At 65.3% G+C, this 18630-nt stretch carries 20 protein-coding genes and 1 tRNA gene; 16 read left to right on the plus strand and 5 right to left on the minus strand.

The window, feature by feature from the left end; genetic code table 11:
- Positions 1 to 528, plus strand: a 528-nt coding sequence (locus ACO1P8_RS19175; protein ID WP_486297482.1) for a flavin reductase family protein, incomplete at its 5' end; no start/stop codon positions are given.
- Positions 529 to 1022: 494 nt separating this feature from the next.
- Here the strand turns inward: ACO1P8_RS19175 and ACO1P8_RS19180 are convergent.
- Positions 1023 to 1098 (minus strand) — tRNA-Phe (locus tag ACO1P8_RS19180).
- Positions 1099 to 1267: 169 nt separating this feature from the next.
- Here ACO1P8_RS19180 and hemA point away from each other — a divergent pair.
- From hemA to ACO1P8_RS19205, 5 genes are all read left to right on the plus strand, one after another.
- On the plus strand, positions 1268 to 2542 hold the full coding sequence (gene hemA, locus ACO1P8_RS19185; RefSeq protein WP_486297483.1) for a glutamyl-tRNA reductase: 1275 nt from the start codon (positions 1268 to 1270) through the stop codon (positions 2540 to 2542).
- A 93-nt stretch (positions 2543 to 2635) separates the two neighbouring features.
- The gene (gene prfA, locus ACO1P8_RS19190; RefSeq protein WP_486297484.1) at positions 2636 to 3718 is read left to right on the plus strand and encodes a peptide chain release factor 1; all 1083 of its coding nucleotides are present in this window, start codon (positions 2636 to 2638) and stop codon (positions 3716 to 3718) included.
- Complete coding sequence (gene prmC / locus ACO1P8_RS19195; protein WP_486297485.1) at positions 3719 to 4531, plus strand: peptide chain release factor N(5)-glutamine methyltransferase; 813 nt, start codon at positions 3719 to 3721, stop codon at positions 4529 to 4531. It abuts the gene before it with no gap.
- Between the two features lie 53 nt (positions 4532 to 4584).
- Positions 4585 to 4911 (plus strand): Grx4 family monothiol glutaredoxin, encoded by a 327-nt coding sequence (grxD, locus tag ACO1P8_RS19200; protein WP_094844060.1) that lies wholly within the window; start codon positions 4585 to 4587, stop codon positions 4909 to 4911.
- Positions 4908 to 5483: a UbiX family flavin prenyltransferase gene (locus tag ACO1P8_RS19205; RefSeq protein WP_486297486.1), complete on the plus strand. Its 576-nt coding sequence runs from the start codon at positions 4908 to 4910 to the stop codon at positions 5481 to 5483. Before grxD ends, ACO1P8_RS19205 begins: the two co-directional genes overlap by 4 nt.
- 3 nt (positions 5484 to 5486) lie before the next feature.
- Here ACO1P8_RS19205 and ttcA read toward each other — a convergent pair whose 3' ends face one another.
- On the minus strand, positions 5487 to 6491 hold the full coding sequence (gene ttcA / locus ACO1P8_RS19210; RefSeq protein WP_486297487.1) for a tRNA 2-thiocytidine(32) synthetase TtcA: 1005 nt from the start codon (positions 6489 to 6491) through the stop codon (positions 5487 to 5489).
- A gap of 37 nt (positions 6492 to 6528) precedes the next feature.
- A complete protein-coding gene (folB, locus tag ACO1P8_RS19215; RefSeq protein WP_486297488.1) occupies positions 6529 to 6888 on the minus strand; it encodes a dihydroneopterin aldolase in 360 nt (119 codons plus the stop codon).
- Positions 6889 to 7040: 152 nt separating this feature from the next.
- Between folB and ACO1P8_RS19220 the strand changes: the two genes are divergently transcribed.
- A complete protein-coding gene (locus tag ACO1P8_RS19220; protein ID WP_486297489.1) occupies positions 7041 to 7949 on the plus strand; it encodes an NAD(P)/FAD-dependent oxidoreductase in 909 nt (302 codons plus the stop codon).
- Positions 7950 to 7975: 26 nt separating this feature from the next.
- Here the strand turns inward: ACO1P8_RS19220 and mnmH are convergent, their stop codons facing one another.
- Positions 7976 to 9103, minus strand: a complete 1128-nt coding sequence (gene mnmH / locus ACO1P8_RS19225; protein ID WP_486297490.1) for a tRNA 2-selenouridine(34) synthase MnmH — start codon at positions 9101 to 9103, stop codon at positions 7976 to 7978.
- 89 nt (positions 9104 to 9192) lie between these two features.
- Positions 9193 to 10953: a M61 family metallopeptidase gene (locus tag ACO1P8_RS19230; RefSeq protein ID WP_486297491.1), complete on the minus strand. Its 1761-nt coding sequence runs from the start codon at positions 10951 to 10953 to the stop codon at positions 9193 to 9195.
- A 112-nt stretch (positions 10954 to 11065) separates the two neighbouring features.
- On the opposite strand from ACO1P8_RS19230, the gene ACO1P8_RS19235 reads away from it, so the two are divergent.
- The 9 genes from ACO1P8_RS19235 to ACO1P8_RS19275 all read left to right on the plus strand — a co-directional run.
- Entirely contained in the window at positions 11066 to 11842 is a 777-nt protein-coding gene (locus ACO1P8_RS19235) for an enoyl-CoA hydratase (protein ID WP_486297492.1), read from the plus strand.
- Positions 11843 to 12023: 181 nt separating this feature from the next.
- Positions 12024 to 13577, plus strand: coding sequence for a DUF1254 domain-containing protein (locus ACO1P8_RS19240; protein WP_486297493.1), 1554 nt, complete (start codon positions 12024 to 12026; stop codon positions 13575 to 13577).
- A gap of 339 nt (positions 13578 to 13916) precedes the next feature.
- Positions 13917 to 14375 (plus strand): ATP synthase subunit I, encoded by a 459-nt coding sequence (locus tag ACO1P8_RS19245; protein WP_254926238.1) that lies wholly within the window; start codon positions 13917 to 13919, stop codon positions 14373 to 14375.
- Between the two features lie 67 nt (positions 14376 to 14442).
- Positions 14443 to 15324 (plus strand): F0F1 ATP synthase subunit A, encoded by an 882-nt coding sequence (atpB, locus tag ACO1P8_RS19250; protein WP_486297494.1) that lies wholly within the window; start codon positions 14443 to 14445, stop codon positions 15322 to 15324.
- A 109-nt stretch (positions 15325 to 15433) separates the two neighbouring features.
- A complete protein-coding gene (gene atpE, locus ACO1P8_RS19255; RefSeq protein ID WP_003815363.1) occupies positions 15434 to 15676 on the plus strand; it encodes a F0F1 ATP synthase subunit C in 243 nt (80 codons plus the stop codon).
- A gap of 169 nt (positions 15677 to 15845) precedes the next feature.
- Positions 15846 to 16316, plus strand: coding sequence for a F0F1 ATP synthase subunit B (locus tag ACO1P8_RS19260; protein ID WP_094844049.1), 471 nt, complete (start codon positions 15846 to 15848; stop codon positions 16314 to 16316).
- A gap of 12 nt (positions 16317 to 16328) precedes the next feature.
- Positions 16329 to 16868, plus strand: coding sequence for a F0F1 ATP synthase subunit delta (locus ACO1P8_RS19265; protein ID WP_486297495.1), 540 nt, complete (start codon positions 16329 to 16331; stop codon positions 16866 to 16868).
- A gap of 41 nt (positions 16869 to 16909) precedes the next feature.
- Positions 16910 to 18451 (plus strand): F0F1 ATP synthase subunit alpha, encoded by a 1542-nt coding sequence (gene atpA, locus ACO1P8_RS19270; protein ID WP_486297496.1) that lies wholly within the window; start codon positions 16910 to 16912, stop codon positions 18449 to 18451.
- A 57-nt stretch (positions 18452 to 18508) separates the two neighbouring features.
- Positions 18509 to 18630, plus strand: a 122-nt coding sequence (locus tag ACO1P8_RS19275) for a F0F1 ATP synthase subunit gamma (protein WP_486297497.1), incomplete at its 3' end; no start/stop codon positions are given.

Consider the following 18630-nt stretch of genomic DNA (forward strand, 5'->3'; position numbering starts at 1 on the left):
GCAGACCTGGCGTTCGAGACGGCTCTGACGGACTTGTCTGGCTTTCACGACGTACAAGTTCATGTCGATTCAAGTGTTGGGGGTGTCTACGATCTGGAGAAGGAATTGGCGGTATCGCATCCGGAAGCCGCCGTCTATTGCTGTGGGCCCGAGGGTATGATGAAGGCGGTCCAGCTGCATGGTCGTCACAGCGGGCGGGATCGCCATTATCACTTCGAGTTTTTCTCCGCTGTCACGCCTTCCGAGGAAGAGGGGGGCGACACGGAATTCAGCGTTGTCCAGGCGAGCACCGGGCGCGTGATTCCGGTGGCGAAGACCCAGACCATGCTTGCCGCCATCCGGGAAGCCGGCGTCGATATGAAGAGCGAATGCGAATATGGCGTTTGCGGCTGGTGTGCCGTCCCGGTAATCGACGGCCAGCCCTTGCACTTCGACTCTTACCTGACGAGCGCGGAGCGCGAGTCCAATAAGCTCATCCTGCCCTGCGTCTCGCGCTGCTCGTCCGCGACCATCACGCTCAAGATCTAAATCGATATCCGCAATCAGAAAGAAACCCTGTGCGGCGCTCCGTCAAGCAGCATTCTGGACTGAGCTACGGTAGGCAGCGTCCTGGCGATTGGACCAGGCGGGCAGACCAGGCAGGCACGGTGTGATTCGCTTCCTGTCGGCCGATATGCAGCACGGCGACCGGGCAGCGCGCCCAGTACGCCTACGCTGGCAGCCGCCTGGCGCCGTGGCTCGGGCGCCTGAAGGGCTCCACGCCCGGAAACCGCGCGATGGGGGCGGCTACGCCCTGCCTCAATGTCTTCACAAGTCCCAGGCGCATCATGCCGCAGCGGCTTGACGCAGGTGCAGGGCTGTCTCCAGGTTGCCGCCGGCGTTGAGGAAATACGCGTTCGGGCCAGGCCGGGGCGGCCCTGATTCGTGTCTCGGTCAGCGGTCCCGCGATGACCCAAACCCGTACAAAGTCCCCAGCGCACAAAAGAAAATGCCCAGCTTTCAGGGCTGGGCATCGAATCGTTTGGTGGCCTGGGGCGGAATCGAACCACCGACACAAGGATTTTCAATCCTCTGCTCTACCGACTGAGCTACCAGGCCAACCGAAGCCCGCAACTATACACAATTTTTCGAGGTCTTGCTGGGCATCCGTACCGATCGGTAGCGAGGCGCTATAATTCCACGCATTCCAGATAACGGCCCGCCGTCCGCGGCGGGTGGCGGCTGGCCCTACTACCCCGGCCCTGCGACCCGGCGCAGGCGATGGCAAATGTCGGTCGACGTTCTTACCTTTGGCTTGAATCACACGTCCGCGCCCGTTTCGGTGCGTGAGCGCGTGTCCATGCCCGTTGACTTGCTGCGTCCCGCCCTGGATGGACTGCGCGCCGCGTTCGGCGGCGCGGTGCGGGAAGCCGCCATCCTCTCCACCTGTAACCGCACCGAAGTCTATTGCGCGGCAGAGCCGCAGGTGGTCGAGCATTTGCCGGCCTGGTTGGCGGACGTCAATCAGGTCCAGGCCATCGATCTGCAGCCGCATCTGTATCAGCACCAGCAGGACGGCGCCGTGCGCCATGCCTTCCGCGTCGCCAGCGGCCTGGATTCCATGGTGCTGGGCGAACCGCAGATCCTGGGCCAGATGAAGGACGCCGTACGCGCGGCCGACGAGGCCGGTTCGCTGGGCACCTTGCTGCACCAGCTTTTCCAGCGCACGTTTTCCGTCGCCAAGGAAGTCCGTTCGACCACCGACATCGGCGCGCATTCGGTTTCCATGGCGGCCGCGGCGGTGCGCCTGGCCGAGCGGGTGTTCGGCGACCTGGGCGATGCGCGCACGCTGTTCATCGGCGCGGGCGAGATGATCGAACTCTGCGCCACCCATTTCGCGGCCCAGCGGCCGCGTGAAATGGTGGTGGCCAACCGTACCGTCGAGCGCGCCGAAACCCTGGCCAACCGTTTTTCGGCCGGCACCATGCGCCTGGCCAACCTGACCGAGCGGCTGCACGAATTCGACGTCATCGTGTCCTGTACGGCCAGTTCGCTGCCCATCCTCGGCCTGGGGATGGTGGAGCGTGCCACCAAGCAGCGCCGCCACCGCCCCATGGTCATGATCGACCTGGCCGTGCCGCGCGATATCGAGCCCGAAGTCGGCCGCCTGGACGACGTCTACCTGTATTCCGTGGACGACCTCGGCCGGCTGGTGCAAAGCGGCACGGACGCGCGCCGCGCGGCGATGGTGCAGGCCGAGGCCATCATCGAAACGCGGGTGCGCAATTTCATGCAGTGGATGGCCTCGCGGGCCATCGTGCCGGTCCTGCAGGACCTGCAGCAAGGCGCCGACGCGCTCCGCGCGGCGGAGCTGGAACGCGCCCGCCGCCTGCTGGCGCGCGGCGAGTCGCCGGAAGCCGTGCTTGAACAACTGGCGCACGGTCTTACCCAGAAGTACCTGCACGGCCCGCTGGCGGCGCTCAACCGCAGCGAAGGGGCCGACCGCGAACAGCTGCTGGCCGTGGTGCCGCGCCTGTTCCCCAGCCGCGACTCGCGGCGTTAGCGACGCCTGCCCATCACTGCCTCGCCGCGCATATCGCGCGGACCCGGCATGCATCGCCTTCGCCCATCCTCTTTTTTCATTGCCTGAGTCCTTATGAAATCTTCCATGCGTGACCGGTTGGAGCAATTGTCCCGCCGTCTGGTCGAAGTGGATGCCTTGCTGGCCGAGCCGGAAACCGCGGCGGACATGGACCGCTTTCGCAAGCTGTCACGTGAGCGCGCCGAAGTCGAGCCCGTGGTGATCGCGTTCGCCGCTTACCGCGGCGCGGAGGACGATCTGGCGACCGCCCAGGAAATGCTGTCCGATCCGGAAATGAAAAGCATGGCGGAAGACGAAATCAAAGTCTCCCGGCTCAAGCTGGAAGAGCTGGACGCCGCGTTGCAGCGCCTGCTGCTGCCGCGCGATCCGGACGACGGCCGCAGCGTGTTTCTGGAAATACGCGCGGGGACCGGCGGCGATGAGAGCGCGCTGTTCTCCGGCGACCTGCTGCGCATGTATTCGCGCTATGCCGAACGCCAGGGATGGCGCGTGGAGCTGATGTCCGAAAGCCCCTCGGAGCTGGGTGGGTACAAGGAAGTCATCGTCCGTATCGAGGGCGATGGCGTGTACGGGCGGTTGAAGTTCGAATCGGGCGCCCACCGGGTGCAGCGGGTGCCGGCGACGGAGGCCCAGGGACGTATCCATACCTCGGCATGCACGGTGGCGGTCATGCCCGAGGCCGATGCCGTGGGTGAAATCGTCATCAACCCGGCCGATCTGCGCATCGACACCTTCCGCGCCAGCGGCGCGGGCGGGCAGCACATCAATAAAACCGATTCGGCGGTGCGCATCACCCACATTCCCACCGGCCTGGTGGTGGAATGCCAGGACGATCGCTCGCAGCACCGCAACAAGGACAAGGCCATGCAGGTGCTGGCCGCCCGGCTGAAGGACAGACAGCAGCGCGAACGGCAAAGCAAGGAAGCCGCCGAACGCAAAAGCCTGGTGGGCAGCGGCGATCGTTCGGAACGCATCCGGACCTATAACTTCCCGCAGGGCCGCCTGACCGACCATCGCATCAACCTGACGCTGTACAAGCTGCAGCAGATCATGGAAGGCGATCTGGACGAGCTGACCGGCGCGCTGATCGCCGAGCACCAGGCCGAACAGCTGGCGGCCCTGGGCGACGAGGTCTGAGTGGCCTGCGCCAAGGACATCCTGTTCGCGTCGGGACTGCCCCGGCTGGAGGCCCGCATGCTGCTGGAGCACGTGCTGCAGAAGCCGCGCGCGTGGATCCTGGCGCACGATACCGATCCCTTGCCTGCCCAGGACGTGCGCGCCTTTACCGTCCTGGCCGCGCGGCGCGCAGCCGGCGAGCCCATGGCGTACCTGATCGGCGAGCGCGAGTTCATGGGGCGCATGTTCAAGGTCGGCCCGGATGTGCTGATTCCCCGCCCGGAAACGGAACTGCTGGTCGAGGCGGCGCTGGAATGGCTGGCGGGCTTCGAATCGCTGTCCGTGCTGGACCTGGGCACGGGCAGCGGCGCGATCGCGATCTCGATTGCCCTGGCACGGCCCGACGCGGCGGTGCTGGCGACCGACCGCAGCATGAAGGCGCTGAAGATCGCCGCGGAAAACGCCGTCCGGCTGGGCGCCCATTTGCATTTCGCCGGGGGCAATTGGTACGGCGCGTTGACCGCCGCGCAGAAATTCGACGTGATCGTGTCCAACCCCCCTTATATCTCCGAGGGCGATCCCCATCTGGAGCAGGGAGACCTGCGTTTCGAGCCGCGCCTGGCCTTGACCGACGAGGCGGACGGGCTGGATGCCCTGCGGAGCATCATCGCCGGGGCGCCAGCCCATTTGAAGCCCGGCGGCGTGCTGTGGGTCGAACATGGCTGGGACCAGGCCGAGGCGGTACGCGGCCTGCTGGCGCAGGCCGGCTTGCGGGGCGTGGACAGCCGGCGCGACCTGGCGGGCATAGAAAGGATTTCGGGCGGGTATCTGTGAAATGCTGGCAGGTACCTATAATTGAAAGAATTACCTCTTTGTGAGTGTGCATCATGAGCGACGTTCAAGAATTCATCCGCGATACCGTGACGCAGCATCCGGTCGTGCTTTTCATGAAGGGCACGGCGCAGTTTCCGCAGTGCGGCTTCTCCGGCAAGGCCATCCAGCTGCTGAAGAGCTGTGGCGTGAAGAAGCTGGTGACGGTCAACGTGCTGGATGACGACGAAGTGCGCCAGGGCATCAAGGAATTTTCCAGCTGGCCGACCATTCCGCAGCTGTACGTCGGCGGCGAATTCGTCGGCGGCTCGGACATCATGGGCCAGATGCACGAAAGCGGCGAACTGAAGACCTTGCTGGATAACGCCGGGGCCACTGCATGACGCAGGCGGCGCGCCGGCTGGTCGTCGGCGTGACCGGCGCGACCGGGTCGCTTTACGCCATACGGCTGCTGCAGATCCTGCGTGACGTCCCCGATGTGGAAACGCATCTGGTCGTTTCCGCGGCGGGCGTGCTGAATATCAAGCACGAACTCGAGATGTCCCGCGCGCAGGTGCAGGCGCTGGCGGACCGCATTTATAGCGTGCGCGATATCGGCGCGCCCCTGGCCAGCGGGGCGTTTCCCACTGCGGGGATGGTGATCCTGCCTTGCTCGATGCGCACGCTGGCCGCGGTGGCGCACGGGCTATCGGACAACCTGATCACACGCGCGGCCGACGTGACGCTGAAAGAACGTCGGCGCCTGGTGATGATGGTGCGCGAGACGCCCTACAACCTGGCGCACCTGCGCAATATGACCGCGGTGACCGAGATGGGCGGCGTGGTTTTCCCGCCGTTGCCCGCCTTCTATTTCCGGCCCGCGTCGATCCAGGAAATGGTCGACCATACGGTTTTCCGGGTGCTGGAGATGCTGGGTATCCCCGTGCCGGGCCCCACGTGGGAAGGTTCGGCCTGAGGCTTATTCGAAGCGCACGAAGCTGAGCGTGTGTTCGCGGCCGTCGCCGTCGGCTTGCGCGCCTTCTGTGTCGCCGCAGGCCGCGCCGGCCGTGTCCGGATCTTCATGATCGAAGGCGGTGTCGCCATTCGCATCGGCGATCCCGCCCGGCTTCAGACCCACGAAATCGAACAGCTGGCGGTCCATCAGGTGGGAGGGCACCACGTTCGCCAGGGCGTTGAACACATTCCAGGCACGGCCGGGATGCTTGCGGTCCCATTCCTGGATCATGCGCCCGACTTCCTTGCGCTTCAGATTCTCCTGCGACCCGCACAGGTTGCAGGGGATGATGGGGAAGCCCTGGTGCTCCGCGTAGGCCGCCATATCCGCTTCCGGGATATAGGCCAGCGGGCGGATGACGGTGTGTTTGCCGTCGTCCGACACCAGCTTGGGCGGCATTGCCTTGATCTTGCCGCCGTAGAACAGGTTCAGGAAGAAGGTGCCGAGGATATCGTCGCGGTGATGGCCCAGGGCGATCTTGGTGGCGCCCAGTTCGCCCGCCACGCGGTAGAGGATGCCGCGGCGCAGCCGCGAGCATAGCGAGCACATCGTCTTGCCTTGCGGGATGACCCGCGTGACGACGGAATAGGTGTCCTGCGTCTCGATATGGAAGGGCACCCCCAGGCCGCGCAGATAGTCGGGCAGGATGTGGTCCGGAAAGCCCGGTTGCTTCTGGTCCAGGTTGACCGCGATCAGCTCGAAGGGGAAGGGGGCGCGTTCGCGCAGCCGCATCAGGATATCGAGCAGGCCGTACGAATCCTTGCCGCCCGACATACAGACCATGACGCGGTCGCCCGCTTCGATCATGTTGTAGTCCGCGATGGCGCGGGTGGTTTCGCGGGCCAGCCGCTTGGCCAGCTTGTTGGCGTGCACGCGGGCTTTGTCGCGCGCGGCCCGGGAGGCGGCGGGTTCGGCATCCCCCTGCGCGGAGGATGCGGCACGGAAGACGGAAGTGTCGGGAGCGTTCATGCTTCGAAAGCGGTCATGAGCCGCGCGGCCCGGCGGGTCAGCGCGACGTGTAAATCTCCACGCCGACGGCGGCGCAATCGGAAAATGCCATGGGCTTGCTGATGCGGATGCGCACGGCGCGGATGTCCTTGAAGTCCGCCATCAGGCGGCCGGCAACGCGTTCGGTCAGCGTTTCGATCAGGTTCACGTGGGCGTGGGTGCATTCGGCCACGATGGCCTCGCGCAGGGCGCGGTAATCCAGCACGCTGTGGATGTCATGGTCGTCCACGTTGCGGGTAATGTCCACGTCGATCTCCGCATCGATGTGCAGCGGTTGCGTGGCCCGGCGTTCGTGTTCCAGGATGCCGATGCGGGCGTCCAGGGCAAGACGGGTAAAAACGATGCGGCGAGTAGGCATGATGCGGGGGCGGCGCGCCCGTGGGGCGCACCTGGCGTGGGAATCGGAACGTGTGCGGCATTGTATGCTGCTGGCCGGATGGCGGCGCGACCGCGGGCGCTGTCGCTACAATCGTCGCGGTAGTCCATATTCAAAGCGGGAACCTGTACCGAATGCGGGATACATCCGATGCCATCATTGTAGGCGGCGGCCCGGCCGGCGCCTCTTGCGCGATCTGGCTGGCACGCCTGGGCCTGGCGCCGCTGCTGGTGGAGGCCGCGCCACGCCTGGGCGGCCTGGAGAACGACAATCCGTTCCGGGACGACTGGATCGCCGTCCTGCCGGGCGTGACAGGCCAGCAGGTGGCCGCCAACATCGCGCAGAGCGTCGCAGCCGCGCGGGTGACGGCGTTGACCGGCCATCGCGCCCGCCAGGTCGCGCGTGCCGGCAGCGGTTTTGACGTTGCCCTCGAAACGGCCGGCGGCGTGCCCTCACGCGTGCATGGCCGCTTTCTGGTGATTGCCTCCGGGGTGCGGGCGCGTGGCCTGCCGGGGGCGGACGACGGCCGGCAATGGCCTGGCGTGCTGGTCGGCCCGGGCGTCGCGATACAAGAGCAGGATTACCGCGGCCTGTCGGTGGCGGTGCTGGGCGGCGGCGACAATGGCTTCGAAAATTACGCCTATGTGCGCGCACGCGGCGCGCGGGAAGTGCATTTGTATTCGCGCACGGTACGCGCGCGCCCGCAACTGGTGGCCAGCGCCGCCACGCCGGATCTCCACGTCGGCGACTATGTCGTCGACCCGCACGCGCGCAGCGTCAACGGCCGCCGCTATGACCTGATCCTGGTGTTCTACGGCTGGGATCCGCAGGCCGGCTTTGCCGACAGCCTGCAGCTGGAGCGCGATGCGCGCGGCTACATCACGACCGAACCGGCCACGGCGTGCACCAGCGCGGCCGGCGTCTATGCCATCGGCGAAGTGGCCAACCGCATGCATCCATGCGTGGTGACGTCCATGGCCGACGGCGTGGTCGCGGCCAAGGCCATACAGGCGGAGCTGGAGCGGGGAACGGCCGCGCGCTGAGCGCGGCGGAACAGGCGGGCTGGCGGCTACGAGGCGATCCGGTGGCGGGCCGCCTGCTCGCGCAGATACCCCGCCACCGCGCCGGTGTCGCCGCGAAACACGATGCGCCCGGCTTTTTCCTGCTGATGGCGCGCGTACATGGGATCGTAGTATTCGGCCAGCAGCACGCGGATCCACGCGCGATGGGCATCGCAATCGCCGGTTTCCAGCTGGCGCGTCAGGGCGGCGCGCATCAGCGTCATCAGCCGTGCGTAGCGTTCGCCGCCGAGCCGGCGGGAAATCGCCGTCAGGCTATCCTGCAGGCGTTGCGCGAACAGGGCATCGCCCGCGTCTGCGTGGCGTGCGGCAAACTCCGCGCGCAGGTCGACCACGTATTCCCGCAGAATGCGTTCGATGCGTTCATCCAGGCTGGCCTCCAGCCAGACCAGGGGCGCGGTCTGGATGGTTTGCAGCAATTCCAGGGGCAGGGCGTTGATACCGATCAGCCGGCTTTCGTCTTCCAGCACCACCGTCTGCCAGCCGCGCGCCTGCTTGTGCAGCAGGTCGATCGCCACGCGATGCTCGAAATCGATCTGCGACGGTTGCGGCGTGACACGCTTGCCGAAGCCCGAGCCGCGATGATTGGCATGGCGCTCCAGGTCCACCGCATTGTCGATGTCCCGCAGCGCGTCCGTCTTGCCGCTGCCCGTCAGGCCGCCCAGTATCAGGTGGCCGGGCAGTGCCGCCGCGGCGCGTATGACCTCTGCCAGGTAGGCACGCATGGCCTTGTAGCCGCCGGCCACGCGCGGGTAGTCGATACCGGCTTCCTCTTTCAGCCATTGCTGCGTGATCTGCGAACGCAGCCCGCCACGGAAGCAATACAGATAACCCTGCGGGTTCGCCCGGGCGAAATCCGCCCAGGCCTGGATCCGGCCGCGCTTGATATCGCCGGACACCAGCCGGGTACCGAGCGCGATGGCGGCCTGTTGCCCTTCCTCTTTGTAGCGCAGCCCCACCTGTTCCCGCTCGTGGTCGTTCATCAGCGGGATGTTGACCGCCGTGGGAAAGGCGCCCCGGTCGAACTCCACCGGGGCGCGGACATCCAGCAGCGGTACGCCGGACAGGAACAATTCGCGGAAGGATCGGGCGTCCGGGCGGACGGCAGCGGCTGGCATGACGGTGAACCTGGTCGGCGGGATGGGCCGGATACGAAGGGAAGGGCGGCGGATGCGGTCAGGACGATGGCTGCGACCCGCCCGATGGCTCAGGCAAGGACGCAATCCTGCGCCTGCGGCGCGGCCAGCCGCACACGGAATGCCCGCAGTTCGTCGCGGCGGAAGACATGTACCGTCACGGTGTCGCCGGGGCGATATTGCGCCAGCAGCAATTCCAGCCCCGCGGGGGCATCGACCCGCAGGCCGTCGATGGCCACCAGTACGTCGCCGGCCGACAGGCCCGCCTTGTGCGCGGCGCCGCCTTCCAGCACCGTGGCCAGCGCCACGCTATCGCCCTGCTTGCGCGTGCGCGCATCCAGCGTGGGCAGATGGGAGGCGGCCTTCCATTGCAGGGTGATCCCGTGGTCGGCCAGCAGTTCGGCCAGCGGCGGGTCGGCGCGGCCGTCGGCGTAGCGGGCAATGAAAGCCCGCACATCCACGCCCGTGGCCTCGCGCACCAGCGCCGGGAGGGCGTCTTCCGGGATGCCGTGGGGCGTGCCGCGATAGAAGTCGCGGCCATACCGACGCCACAGCAAGCGCATGACGTCGTCCAGCGAGTGCCGTCCCCCGCTTTTGCGCCGCAAGGTCAGGTCCAGTCCCAGGGCGACCAGCGCGCCCTTGGTGTAGTAGCTGACGATGGCGTTGGGGGAATTCTCGTCCTGCTTGTAATAGCGCGTCCAGGCATCGAAGGAGCTCTCCGCTACCGATTGCTTGGCCCGGCCCGGGGTACGGGCCACGGACGTGATGGTCTTGCCCAGCAGCCGCAGGTAGTCGGCACGGGTAATGGTGCCGGCGCGCAACAGGAACAGGTCGTCGTAATAGGAGGTGAACCCCTCGAACACCCACAGCAGGCGGGTCAGCGCGGGCCGTTCCAGGTCGTAGGGCGCGAAGGCGGCGGGCTTGATCCGCTTGACGTTCCAGGTATGGAAATATTCGTGGCTGACCAGGCCAAGGAAGCCGCGATAGCCTTCGCCCTGGCCCGTCTGGCCCTTTACCGGCAAATCCTTGCGCGCGGCCATCAATGCGGTGGAAGCGCGATGTTCCAGGCCGCCGTAGCCGTCCCCTGTCACCATCGTCATGAACACATAGCGATCGCTGCTGTCCAGGAAGGGCGCGCGGTGCGATTGCGGTTCGAAGAAGGCAATCTGGGCTTCGCAGATGCGCTGGACGTCGCGCGCGATGCGGGCCAGGTCCAGGCGCGGGATGCTGCCCGTGAAGACCAACTCGTGCTCGGCGCCATGGGCGGAGAAGCGCGCGACCTGGGGCGTGCCCATTTCGACCGGGTGGTCGATCAGGGCATCGTAGTCCGGCGCCTGGTACAGGCCGAAGCCATGACGGCGCGCGGCGCCCTTGATGCCGCGCGCCTCCGGCAGGCTGGTATAGACCTTCCAGCCTTCGATGCCCGGCGGCGGTTGCAGCTCCACCAGACAAGGCTGATGGGCCTGCCCCTCCACGCACAGGAAGACGCTGGTGCCGTTGAAGAATGCGTGGCTTTCGTCCAGGTGCGCGCCCCGCACCGACAGGTCCCAGGCATAGACCGTATATTCGACCGTCAGCGGCCCGTCGGCCGGCGCCGTCTTCCAGGTATGGTTGTCCGTCTTCGTTACGGCGACCGCGCGCCCGCCGGCGTGCGCCTTCAGCGTTTCCACCTGCCGCGAAAAATCGCGGATCAGGTAGCTGCCGGGAATCCAGGCGGGCAGCCTCAGCGACTGCCCGGCGGGGTCGGGCGAATCGATCGTAAGAACGATGCGGAAGCGATGACCCGCCGGGTCATGGGGCTGCAGGCGGTAAATTAGCGGATGCGGGGCCATTGGTGCGATAGTGCGTCGTCAATGGGCGCATTCTAATGGCTGGGGGCGTTGCGAGGCGTTTTGCCGGCACCGCGGACTCACCCCACGCTTTTTTTGATCACAGGAGACATCCATGAGTGAATCGCTGGTTCTGATGGAGACGCGCGGCCGCGTCGGTTTGTTGACGTTGAACCGGCCCAACGCCCTGAATGCCTTGAACGACACCCTGATGGACGAACTGGGACAGGCCCTGTTGGCGCTGGAACAGGACGCCACTGTCGGCGCCATCGTCATCACGGGCAGCGAAAAGGCGTTCGCGGCGGGCGCCGATATCGGCGCGATGAAGGATTGGACGTACATGGACGTGTATGGGACCGACTACATCACGCGCAACTGGGAAACCTTGAAGCGCATCCGCAAGCCGGTGATCGCCGCGGTGGCCGGGTATGCCCTGGGCGGCGGCTGCGAGCTGGCCATGATGTGCGACATCCTGATCGCCGCCGAAACGGCCAGGTTCGGGCAGCCGGAGATCAAGCTGGGGGTCATTCCGGGCGCCGGCGGCACGCAACGGCTGCCGCGCGCGGTGGGCAAGGCCAAGGCCATGGACCTGGTATTGACCGGCCGCATGATGGGCGCGGAGGAAGCCGAGCGCGCGGGCCTGGTCTCGCGTGTGGTGGCGGCGGACAAGCTGCTGGAGGAAGCGATGGAAATCGGTACGGTGATCGCGGCCATGCCGCTGGCGGCCGCCATGATGGCCAAGGAATGCGTGAACCGGGCCTACGAATCGCCGCTGAACGAAGGCATGTTGTTCGAGCGGCGCTCCTTTCATTCCCTGTTCGGCACCCCGGACCAGAAAGAAGGCATGGCCGCCTTCGTGGAGAAGCGCAAACCCAATTTCCACCACCGCTAGGGGTTGCGCACGGGGGCAGGGCTCGTAGCGTCTTGATACGCTCTTGTGGAGGATGTTTCAGGGCGGCCCCCTATGCTTGGGAGTTCCAACGAACGAGGGCCGCCCGCGGGCGCCGGTGTCTGATGAGCAGGCGCGCCGGTTGCTGATGGGGGCCGCCCGGCAACAACAAAGGAGCCCCTCCATGCGAACTGCCCCCCAATCCGGTAAATGGCGTCTGGCCGCGCTGGCGTGCGTTTTCGGCGTCAGCGGCATCGCCGCCGCGCAATCTCCCCAGCCTACGCTGCGCATGGTCTCGCCGGCGCCGGCCGCCATGTCCGCGCCGCTCGCGCCCATGAGCGCGCAGGAGCTGCACCAGACGGCGGTCGATGCCTACGTCTATGCCTATCCCCTGGTATTGATGGAATTGACCCGGCGCAATACCACCAACGTCTCTTCGCCGCTGGATGGCAAGGCGCCCATGAACCAGTTCGGGCACAAGACGGCTTTTCCTGACGCCAGCACGCCCAACTCGCGCTGGCCGAATACCGACACGCTGTATTCCAGCATGTGGTACGACGTCAGCAATGGGCCGCTGATCGTCCGCGTGCCCGACGCCGGCAACCGATTCTATGTGCTATCCCTGCTGGACATGTGGACCGACGTCTTCGCGTCGCGCGGCACCCGCACCAACGGCAAGGGCCCGCAGGCGTTCGCGATCGTCGGGCCGTATTGGAATGGCACGCTGCCGCCGGGCCTCGACGTGGTGCGCAGCCCCACTTCGATGGGCTGGGTGGTGGGACACGTCCAGACGGGCGGGCAGCAGGACTATCCCGCCGTGAACCAGTGGCAGGCCAATATCGGCGTTACGCCCTATGTGGCCCCGCCGCCCGCGCCGGGCCGGCCGGCATCGCCGGGCTCGTTGACGCCCATGTATCCCGGCAGTCCGGCCGCGCGCCCTGGCGCCCCGATGCCGCCCGCGCCGACTGCCTACGCGCCCACCACCCAGATCGCGCCCAGCACCGTTCCGCCGGTTGAGCAGATCGCCGGCATGGACGCGGCCACCTTCTTCGGGCTGTTCGCCGACGCCCTGCGCAGCAATCCGCCCCACGCCAATGACTACCCCATGCTGGATCGCCTGCGCCGCATTGGCCTGGGCACCACGCCGTCGCCGGCGTTCTCCCAGCTGGACCCGGCGGTGCAGCAGGCCCTGACCCAGGCGGGGCCGGAAGCCGGGCGCCGCATCGCGGACTACGTTTCTCGCCTGGGCTCCGGCATGAACGGCTGGAATACCGTGTCCGACGGAATCGGCACGTACGGCACCAATTACCTGCGCCGCGCCGCCGTGGCGTACGCGGGTCTGGGCGCTGGACTGCCGGAAGACATCATGTACCCCGTCACGCTGATCGATTCCGACGGCGACCGCCTGTCCGGCGACGAGGACTACGTGCTCCATTTCGACAAAGGGCAGTTGCCGCCCGTCAATGCTTTCTGGTCGCTGAATCTGTACGGTCCGGACCAGACCTTCGTCGACAATCCGGCCCGTCGCTACGCGATACGCAGCACGGATAACCTCCGCTACAACGCCGACGGTTCGCTGGATATTTACATCCAGCATCGCGCACCGAGCCGGGAGCATCAGGCCAACTGGCTGCCGGCTCCCGACTCCGGCCCGTTCATGCTGAATATGCGGCTGTACTGGCCGCGCGATATCGCGCTGGACCGGCAGTGGGCGCCGCCGCCGGTGCACGAGGACTGAAGACGCCAGGGGGCATGGGGCCCTGTGGGCCTCCGTTCGCATGGGACGGAAAAAAGGGGCGGATAACCGCCCCTTTTTTTGTGTGCGCTCAGCGACTTGTCAGGGTGGGCGATTTGCGGGGTGCACCTGATTACAGCTATACTCCAATAGTTTGACGCTTGCGGGATAACAGCGTGATCGCGTCGTTCGGGCACCGGTCTTCAGGCCGGGTTCGGCGGGCAGGGTCGACGAGTGGGTTCGAGGCTGTTGGAATCCGTGTCGGTTCGGACTGGACCAGGGCTGGATCCAGGATTCGGATGGGTGCGGGTAGGGATCCGGTGTGCCGGGAGAGAGGCGGGGTTGACGGAATTGATCAATGATTCCAATGGCTTGCCACCGGACGGGGAGACCAGGCTGGTGCTCAGCGCGGAACAGAAAGCCGCGTTGCGCGCAAGAACAAGTCGAGGGCTGGCAAGGGCCGTCGTGGCGCAATGTGTCATGGCGGTACTGGCGACAGTGATCGCGTGGGTGGTGGCGGGAACGGCGGCGGGTTTGTCGGCGCTGGTGGGGGCGGGAGCATATCTGGTGCCAAACACTCTGTTTGCACTGCGGTTGCTGCTGGACACGCACCGGCCGGGCCAAGTCAATCCGTTCACGTTCTTCCTGGGCGAAGCATTCAAGCTGGTCGCGACGGTTCTGCTGTTGTGGCTGGCGGTGCGTCTTGGGGGTGACAGGATAGTGTGGCCGGCCATGTTGATCGGCCTGATCTGCACGCTCAAGGGGTATGTGCTGCTCTTGATGTCCGGCAAGTTGTCATAGCGACGCTTCTAATCGTTCAAAATGGCTGGCGTGACGCGCCAGCGACAGCAAACAGGATAGGAAATAAATGGCTGCTGCCAGCGACGTGTCGCCCCAGTCCGAATATATTCAGCACCACCTGGTGCACTTCAACAATATTGGCGAGAAGCAGACCGCGATCGCCAATTTTGGTGTCATCAATTACGACTCGCTGTTCTGGTCCATCCTGATGGGCCTGGTCGTGGTGTTCTTCCTGTGGCGCGCCGCCCGCCGGGCCACCACCGGCGTGCCGGGCCGCTTCCAGATGTTCGTCGAATCGCTCGTCGACATGGTCGAAGAGCAGGCCAAGTCCATCGTTCCCAGCGAGGTTTCCCGCCGCTTCGTCTCGCCGCTGGCGCTGACGGTGTTCCTGTGGATCGTCCTGATGAACGCGCTGGACCTGATCCCGGTGGACTTGCTGGCCACCATCCTGCGCTGGACCGGCCTGGGCGCGCATCACGGCGACCTGCTGTACTACCACCGGATTCTGCCCACGGCCGATCTGAACGTGCCCATGGGCATGTCGCTGGGCGTGCTGCTGCTGATGTTCTATTACGGGCTGAAGATCAAGCACCCGGGCGGCTTCCTCAAGGAATTGGTCGGCGCGCCTTTCCACGCGCACGGCATCTGGGCCCTGCTGCTGTTCCCGTTCAATCTGCTGCTCAACATCATCGAATACGCGGCGAAATCCGTGTCGCTGGGTATGCGGTTGTTCGGCAACATGTTCGCCGGCGAACTGATCTTCATGCTGATCGCGCTGCTTGGGGGGGCCTGGACAGGCTTCAACGGCACCAGCATCGGCCTGGGCATCGGACAGCTGCTGGCCGGTTCGATCTGGGCGATTTTCCACATCCTTATCGTGCTGCTTCAGGGTTTTATCTTCATGATGCTGACGCTGGTCTACATCGGCCAGGCCCACGAAGGACATTGACCGTTTTTTCGGCGCGGGTTCCGGCCCGCGCCGGGACGCAAGATCTTCTTGCATTGCGCTGTACCACTTCCAATCTCTTGACATTCAGATTTCTCAACAAGGAGTTGTCATGACCAACGTAGCTTTCGTTGCTCTCGCCTGCGGTCTCATCATCGGTCTGGGCGCTATCGGCGCTTGCATCGGTATCGCGCTGATGGGGGGCAAATACCTGGAAGCTTCGGCTCGTCAGCCTGAACTGATGAACGCCCTGCAAACCAAGATGTTCCTGTTGGCTGGCCTGATCGACGCCGCGTTCCTGATCGGCGTCGGTATCGCGATGCTGTTCGCGTTCGCCAACCCGTTCGTCGGTTAAATGGCGCATGCCCGCCGGCACGCCGGTGGGTCGAAGAAGCCGGTGACGCCTGGCCCTAATATGTAGCCCGATGTGGTCCATATAGGTGCCTTGCCACCGGCAAGTATCGAGTGCTCGACGGCGTTTCCAAGGAAACGCCGGAGCCTTAAGGTGTTAAAGGGAAACGACCGTGAATCTGAACGCGACGATCTTTTTCCAGATGCTCGTGTTCTTCGTTCTGGGCTGGTTCACGATGAAATTCGTGTGGCCTCCCCTGACGAAGGCGATGGATGAGCGCCGCCAGAAAATCGCCGACGGCCTGGCCGCGGCTGAAAAGGGCAAGGCTGACCTCGCCCAGGCGCAGGCGCGCATCAGTCTGATCGAGGCTTCTGCCAAGTCCGAAAACCACGCCCGCATGGTGGAAGCCGAAAAGCAGGCGAATCAGCTGCTCGATCAGGCTCGCCGTGACGCGGAAGCCGAACGTGCCCGCATCGTGGCGCAAGCCCAGCAGGACGCCGAGCTGGTAGTGCAGCGCGCACGCGATAGCCTGCGCGACGAAGTCGCCGCGCTGGCCGTCAAGGGCGCGGAGCAGATCCTGCGCCGCGAGATCGACGCCCGCGCCCATGCCGAGCTGCTGGCTCAGCTCAAGGCGCAGCTTTAATCCGGAAACGTCATGGCTGAACTATCGACTGTCGCCCGGCCTTATGCCGAAGCCTTGTTCGCCGCCGCGCGCGACGACAAGGCCGGGCTGGACCTCTGGGCCGGCCTGGTGGATCAAATGGCCCAGGTCGCCGCCAATGCGGACGTCCGTGAGGCCATGTCCGACCCCCGCCTGGGGGACGCCGAACGCGCGCAGGCCTTTGCGGGTCTGCTGCAAGGCGAAGTACCGCAATTCGCCCGCAATTTCATCGACCTGCTGGTCGAGAACGGCCGTTTGCTGCTGCTGCCCGAGATCGCCGAGCAGTTCGCGGCGCTGAAGAACCGCCATGAAGGCACGGCGCAGGCCAATATCACCAGTGCGTTCGAGATGACCCCCGAACAGGTCAAGGACTTGTTGAGCGCCCTGGAACTGAAGTTCGGCCTCAAGCTCAAGCCCCATGTAACCGTCGATTCCTCCCTGATCGGAGGCGTCCGCGTGGCCGTCGGGGACCAGGTACTCGATACATCCGTGCAAGCCCAATTGGCCCGCATGCGCGACACGCTGGCGGCATAAGCCCATAGCCAGGCGACTAACAGGATTCCAGGAGTCTGAACATGCAACTCAATCCCTCCGAGATCAGCGAACTGCTCAAGAGCCGCATCGAGGGCCTGGGCGCTTCGACCGATATTCGTACCCAGGGCACGGTCGTTTCCGTGACTGACGGTATTACCCGCATCCACGGCCTGTCCGACGTGATGCAGGGCGAAATGCTCGAATTTCCCAACAACACCTTCGGTCTGGCCCTGAACCTCGAGCGCGACTCCGTCGGCGCCGTGATTTTGGGCGACTACACCGGCGTGTCGGAAGGCGACCAGGTCAAGACGACCGGCCGTATTCTGGAAGTGCCGGTCGGTCCGGAACTGAAGGGCCGCGTGGTCAAGACGCTGGGCGAGCCCATCGACGGCCGTGGCCCGATCAACACCAAGGAAACCGACGTGATCGAAAAGGTCGCGCCGGGCGTGATCGCGCGTCGTTCCGTGTCGCAGCCCGTGCAGACCGGTATCAAGGCGATCGATTCCATGGTGCCCATCGGCCGTGGCCAGCGCGAGCTGATCATCGGCGACCGCCAGACCGGCAAGACCGCGGTCGCGGTGGACACCATCATCAGCCAGAAGGGCAAGGGCATGACGTGCGTCTACGTCGCCATCGGCCAGAAGGCGTCGACGATCAACAACGTGGTCCGCAAGCTCGAAGAACACGGCGCGATGGAATACACCATCGTCGTGGCCGCCTCGGCTTCCGACTCCGCCGCCATGCAGTACCTGGCCGCCTACGCCGGCTGCACGATGGGCGAATACTTCCGCGATCGCGGCGAAGACGCCCTGATCGTCTATGACGACCTGACCAAGCAAGCCTGGGCCTACCGCCAGGTCTCGCTGCTGCTGCGCCGTCCGCCGGGCCGCGAAGCCTACCCGGGCGACGTGTTCTACCTGCACTCGCGCCTGCTGGAGCGTGCCGCTCGCGTCAACGAAGAGTACGTCGAGAAGTTCACCAACGGCGCCGTCAAGGGCAAGACCGGCTCGCTGACCGCGCTGCCGATCATCGAAACCCAGGCAGGCGACGTGTCGGCCTTCGTTCCGACCAACGTGATCTCGATCACCGACGGCCAGATCTTCCTGGAAACCGACCTGTTCAACGCCGGTGTCCGCCCCGCCATCAACGCCGGTATCTCGGTGTCGCGCGTCGGTGGCGCTGCCCAGACCAAGGTCGTCAAGAAGCTGTCCGGCGGTATCCGTACCGACCTGGCGCAGTACCGTGAACTGGCCGCTTTCGCGCAGTTCGCCTCCGACCTGGACGACGCGACCCGCCGCCAGCTCGAGCGCGGCAAGCGCGTCGTGGAACTGCTCAAGCAGCCGCAATACCAGCCGCTGCAGGTCTGGGAGCTCGCCGTCTCGCTGTTCGCCGCCAACAACGGCTACATCGACGACATCGAGGTCAAGGACGTCCTGGGCTTCGAGAAGGGCCTGAAGGACTACCTCAAGTCGAAGTTCGCGGCGCTGGTCGGCCGGGTCGAAGACAAGAAGGAAATGTCGAAAGACGACGAGGCCGAGCTGCACGAAGCCATCAAGGATTTCAAGAAAAACGGAGCCTTCTGAACAGCGTAGGCGCGGCGCGGCATGCGCGCCGCTGAACACACTGACAGGGGAAGATAGATGCCCGGAATCAAGGAAATCCGTACCAAGATCAAGAGCGTGCAAAACACGCGCAAGATCACCAAGGCGATGGAAATGGTCGCCGCATCCAAGATGCGCAAGGCGCAGGAACGGATGCGCGC

Source organism: Bordetella sp. (assembly GCF_057362025.1).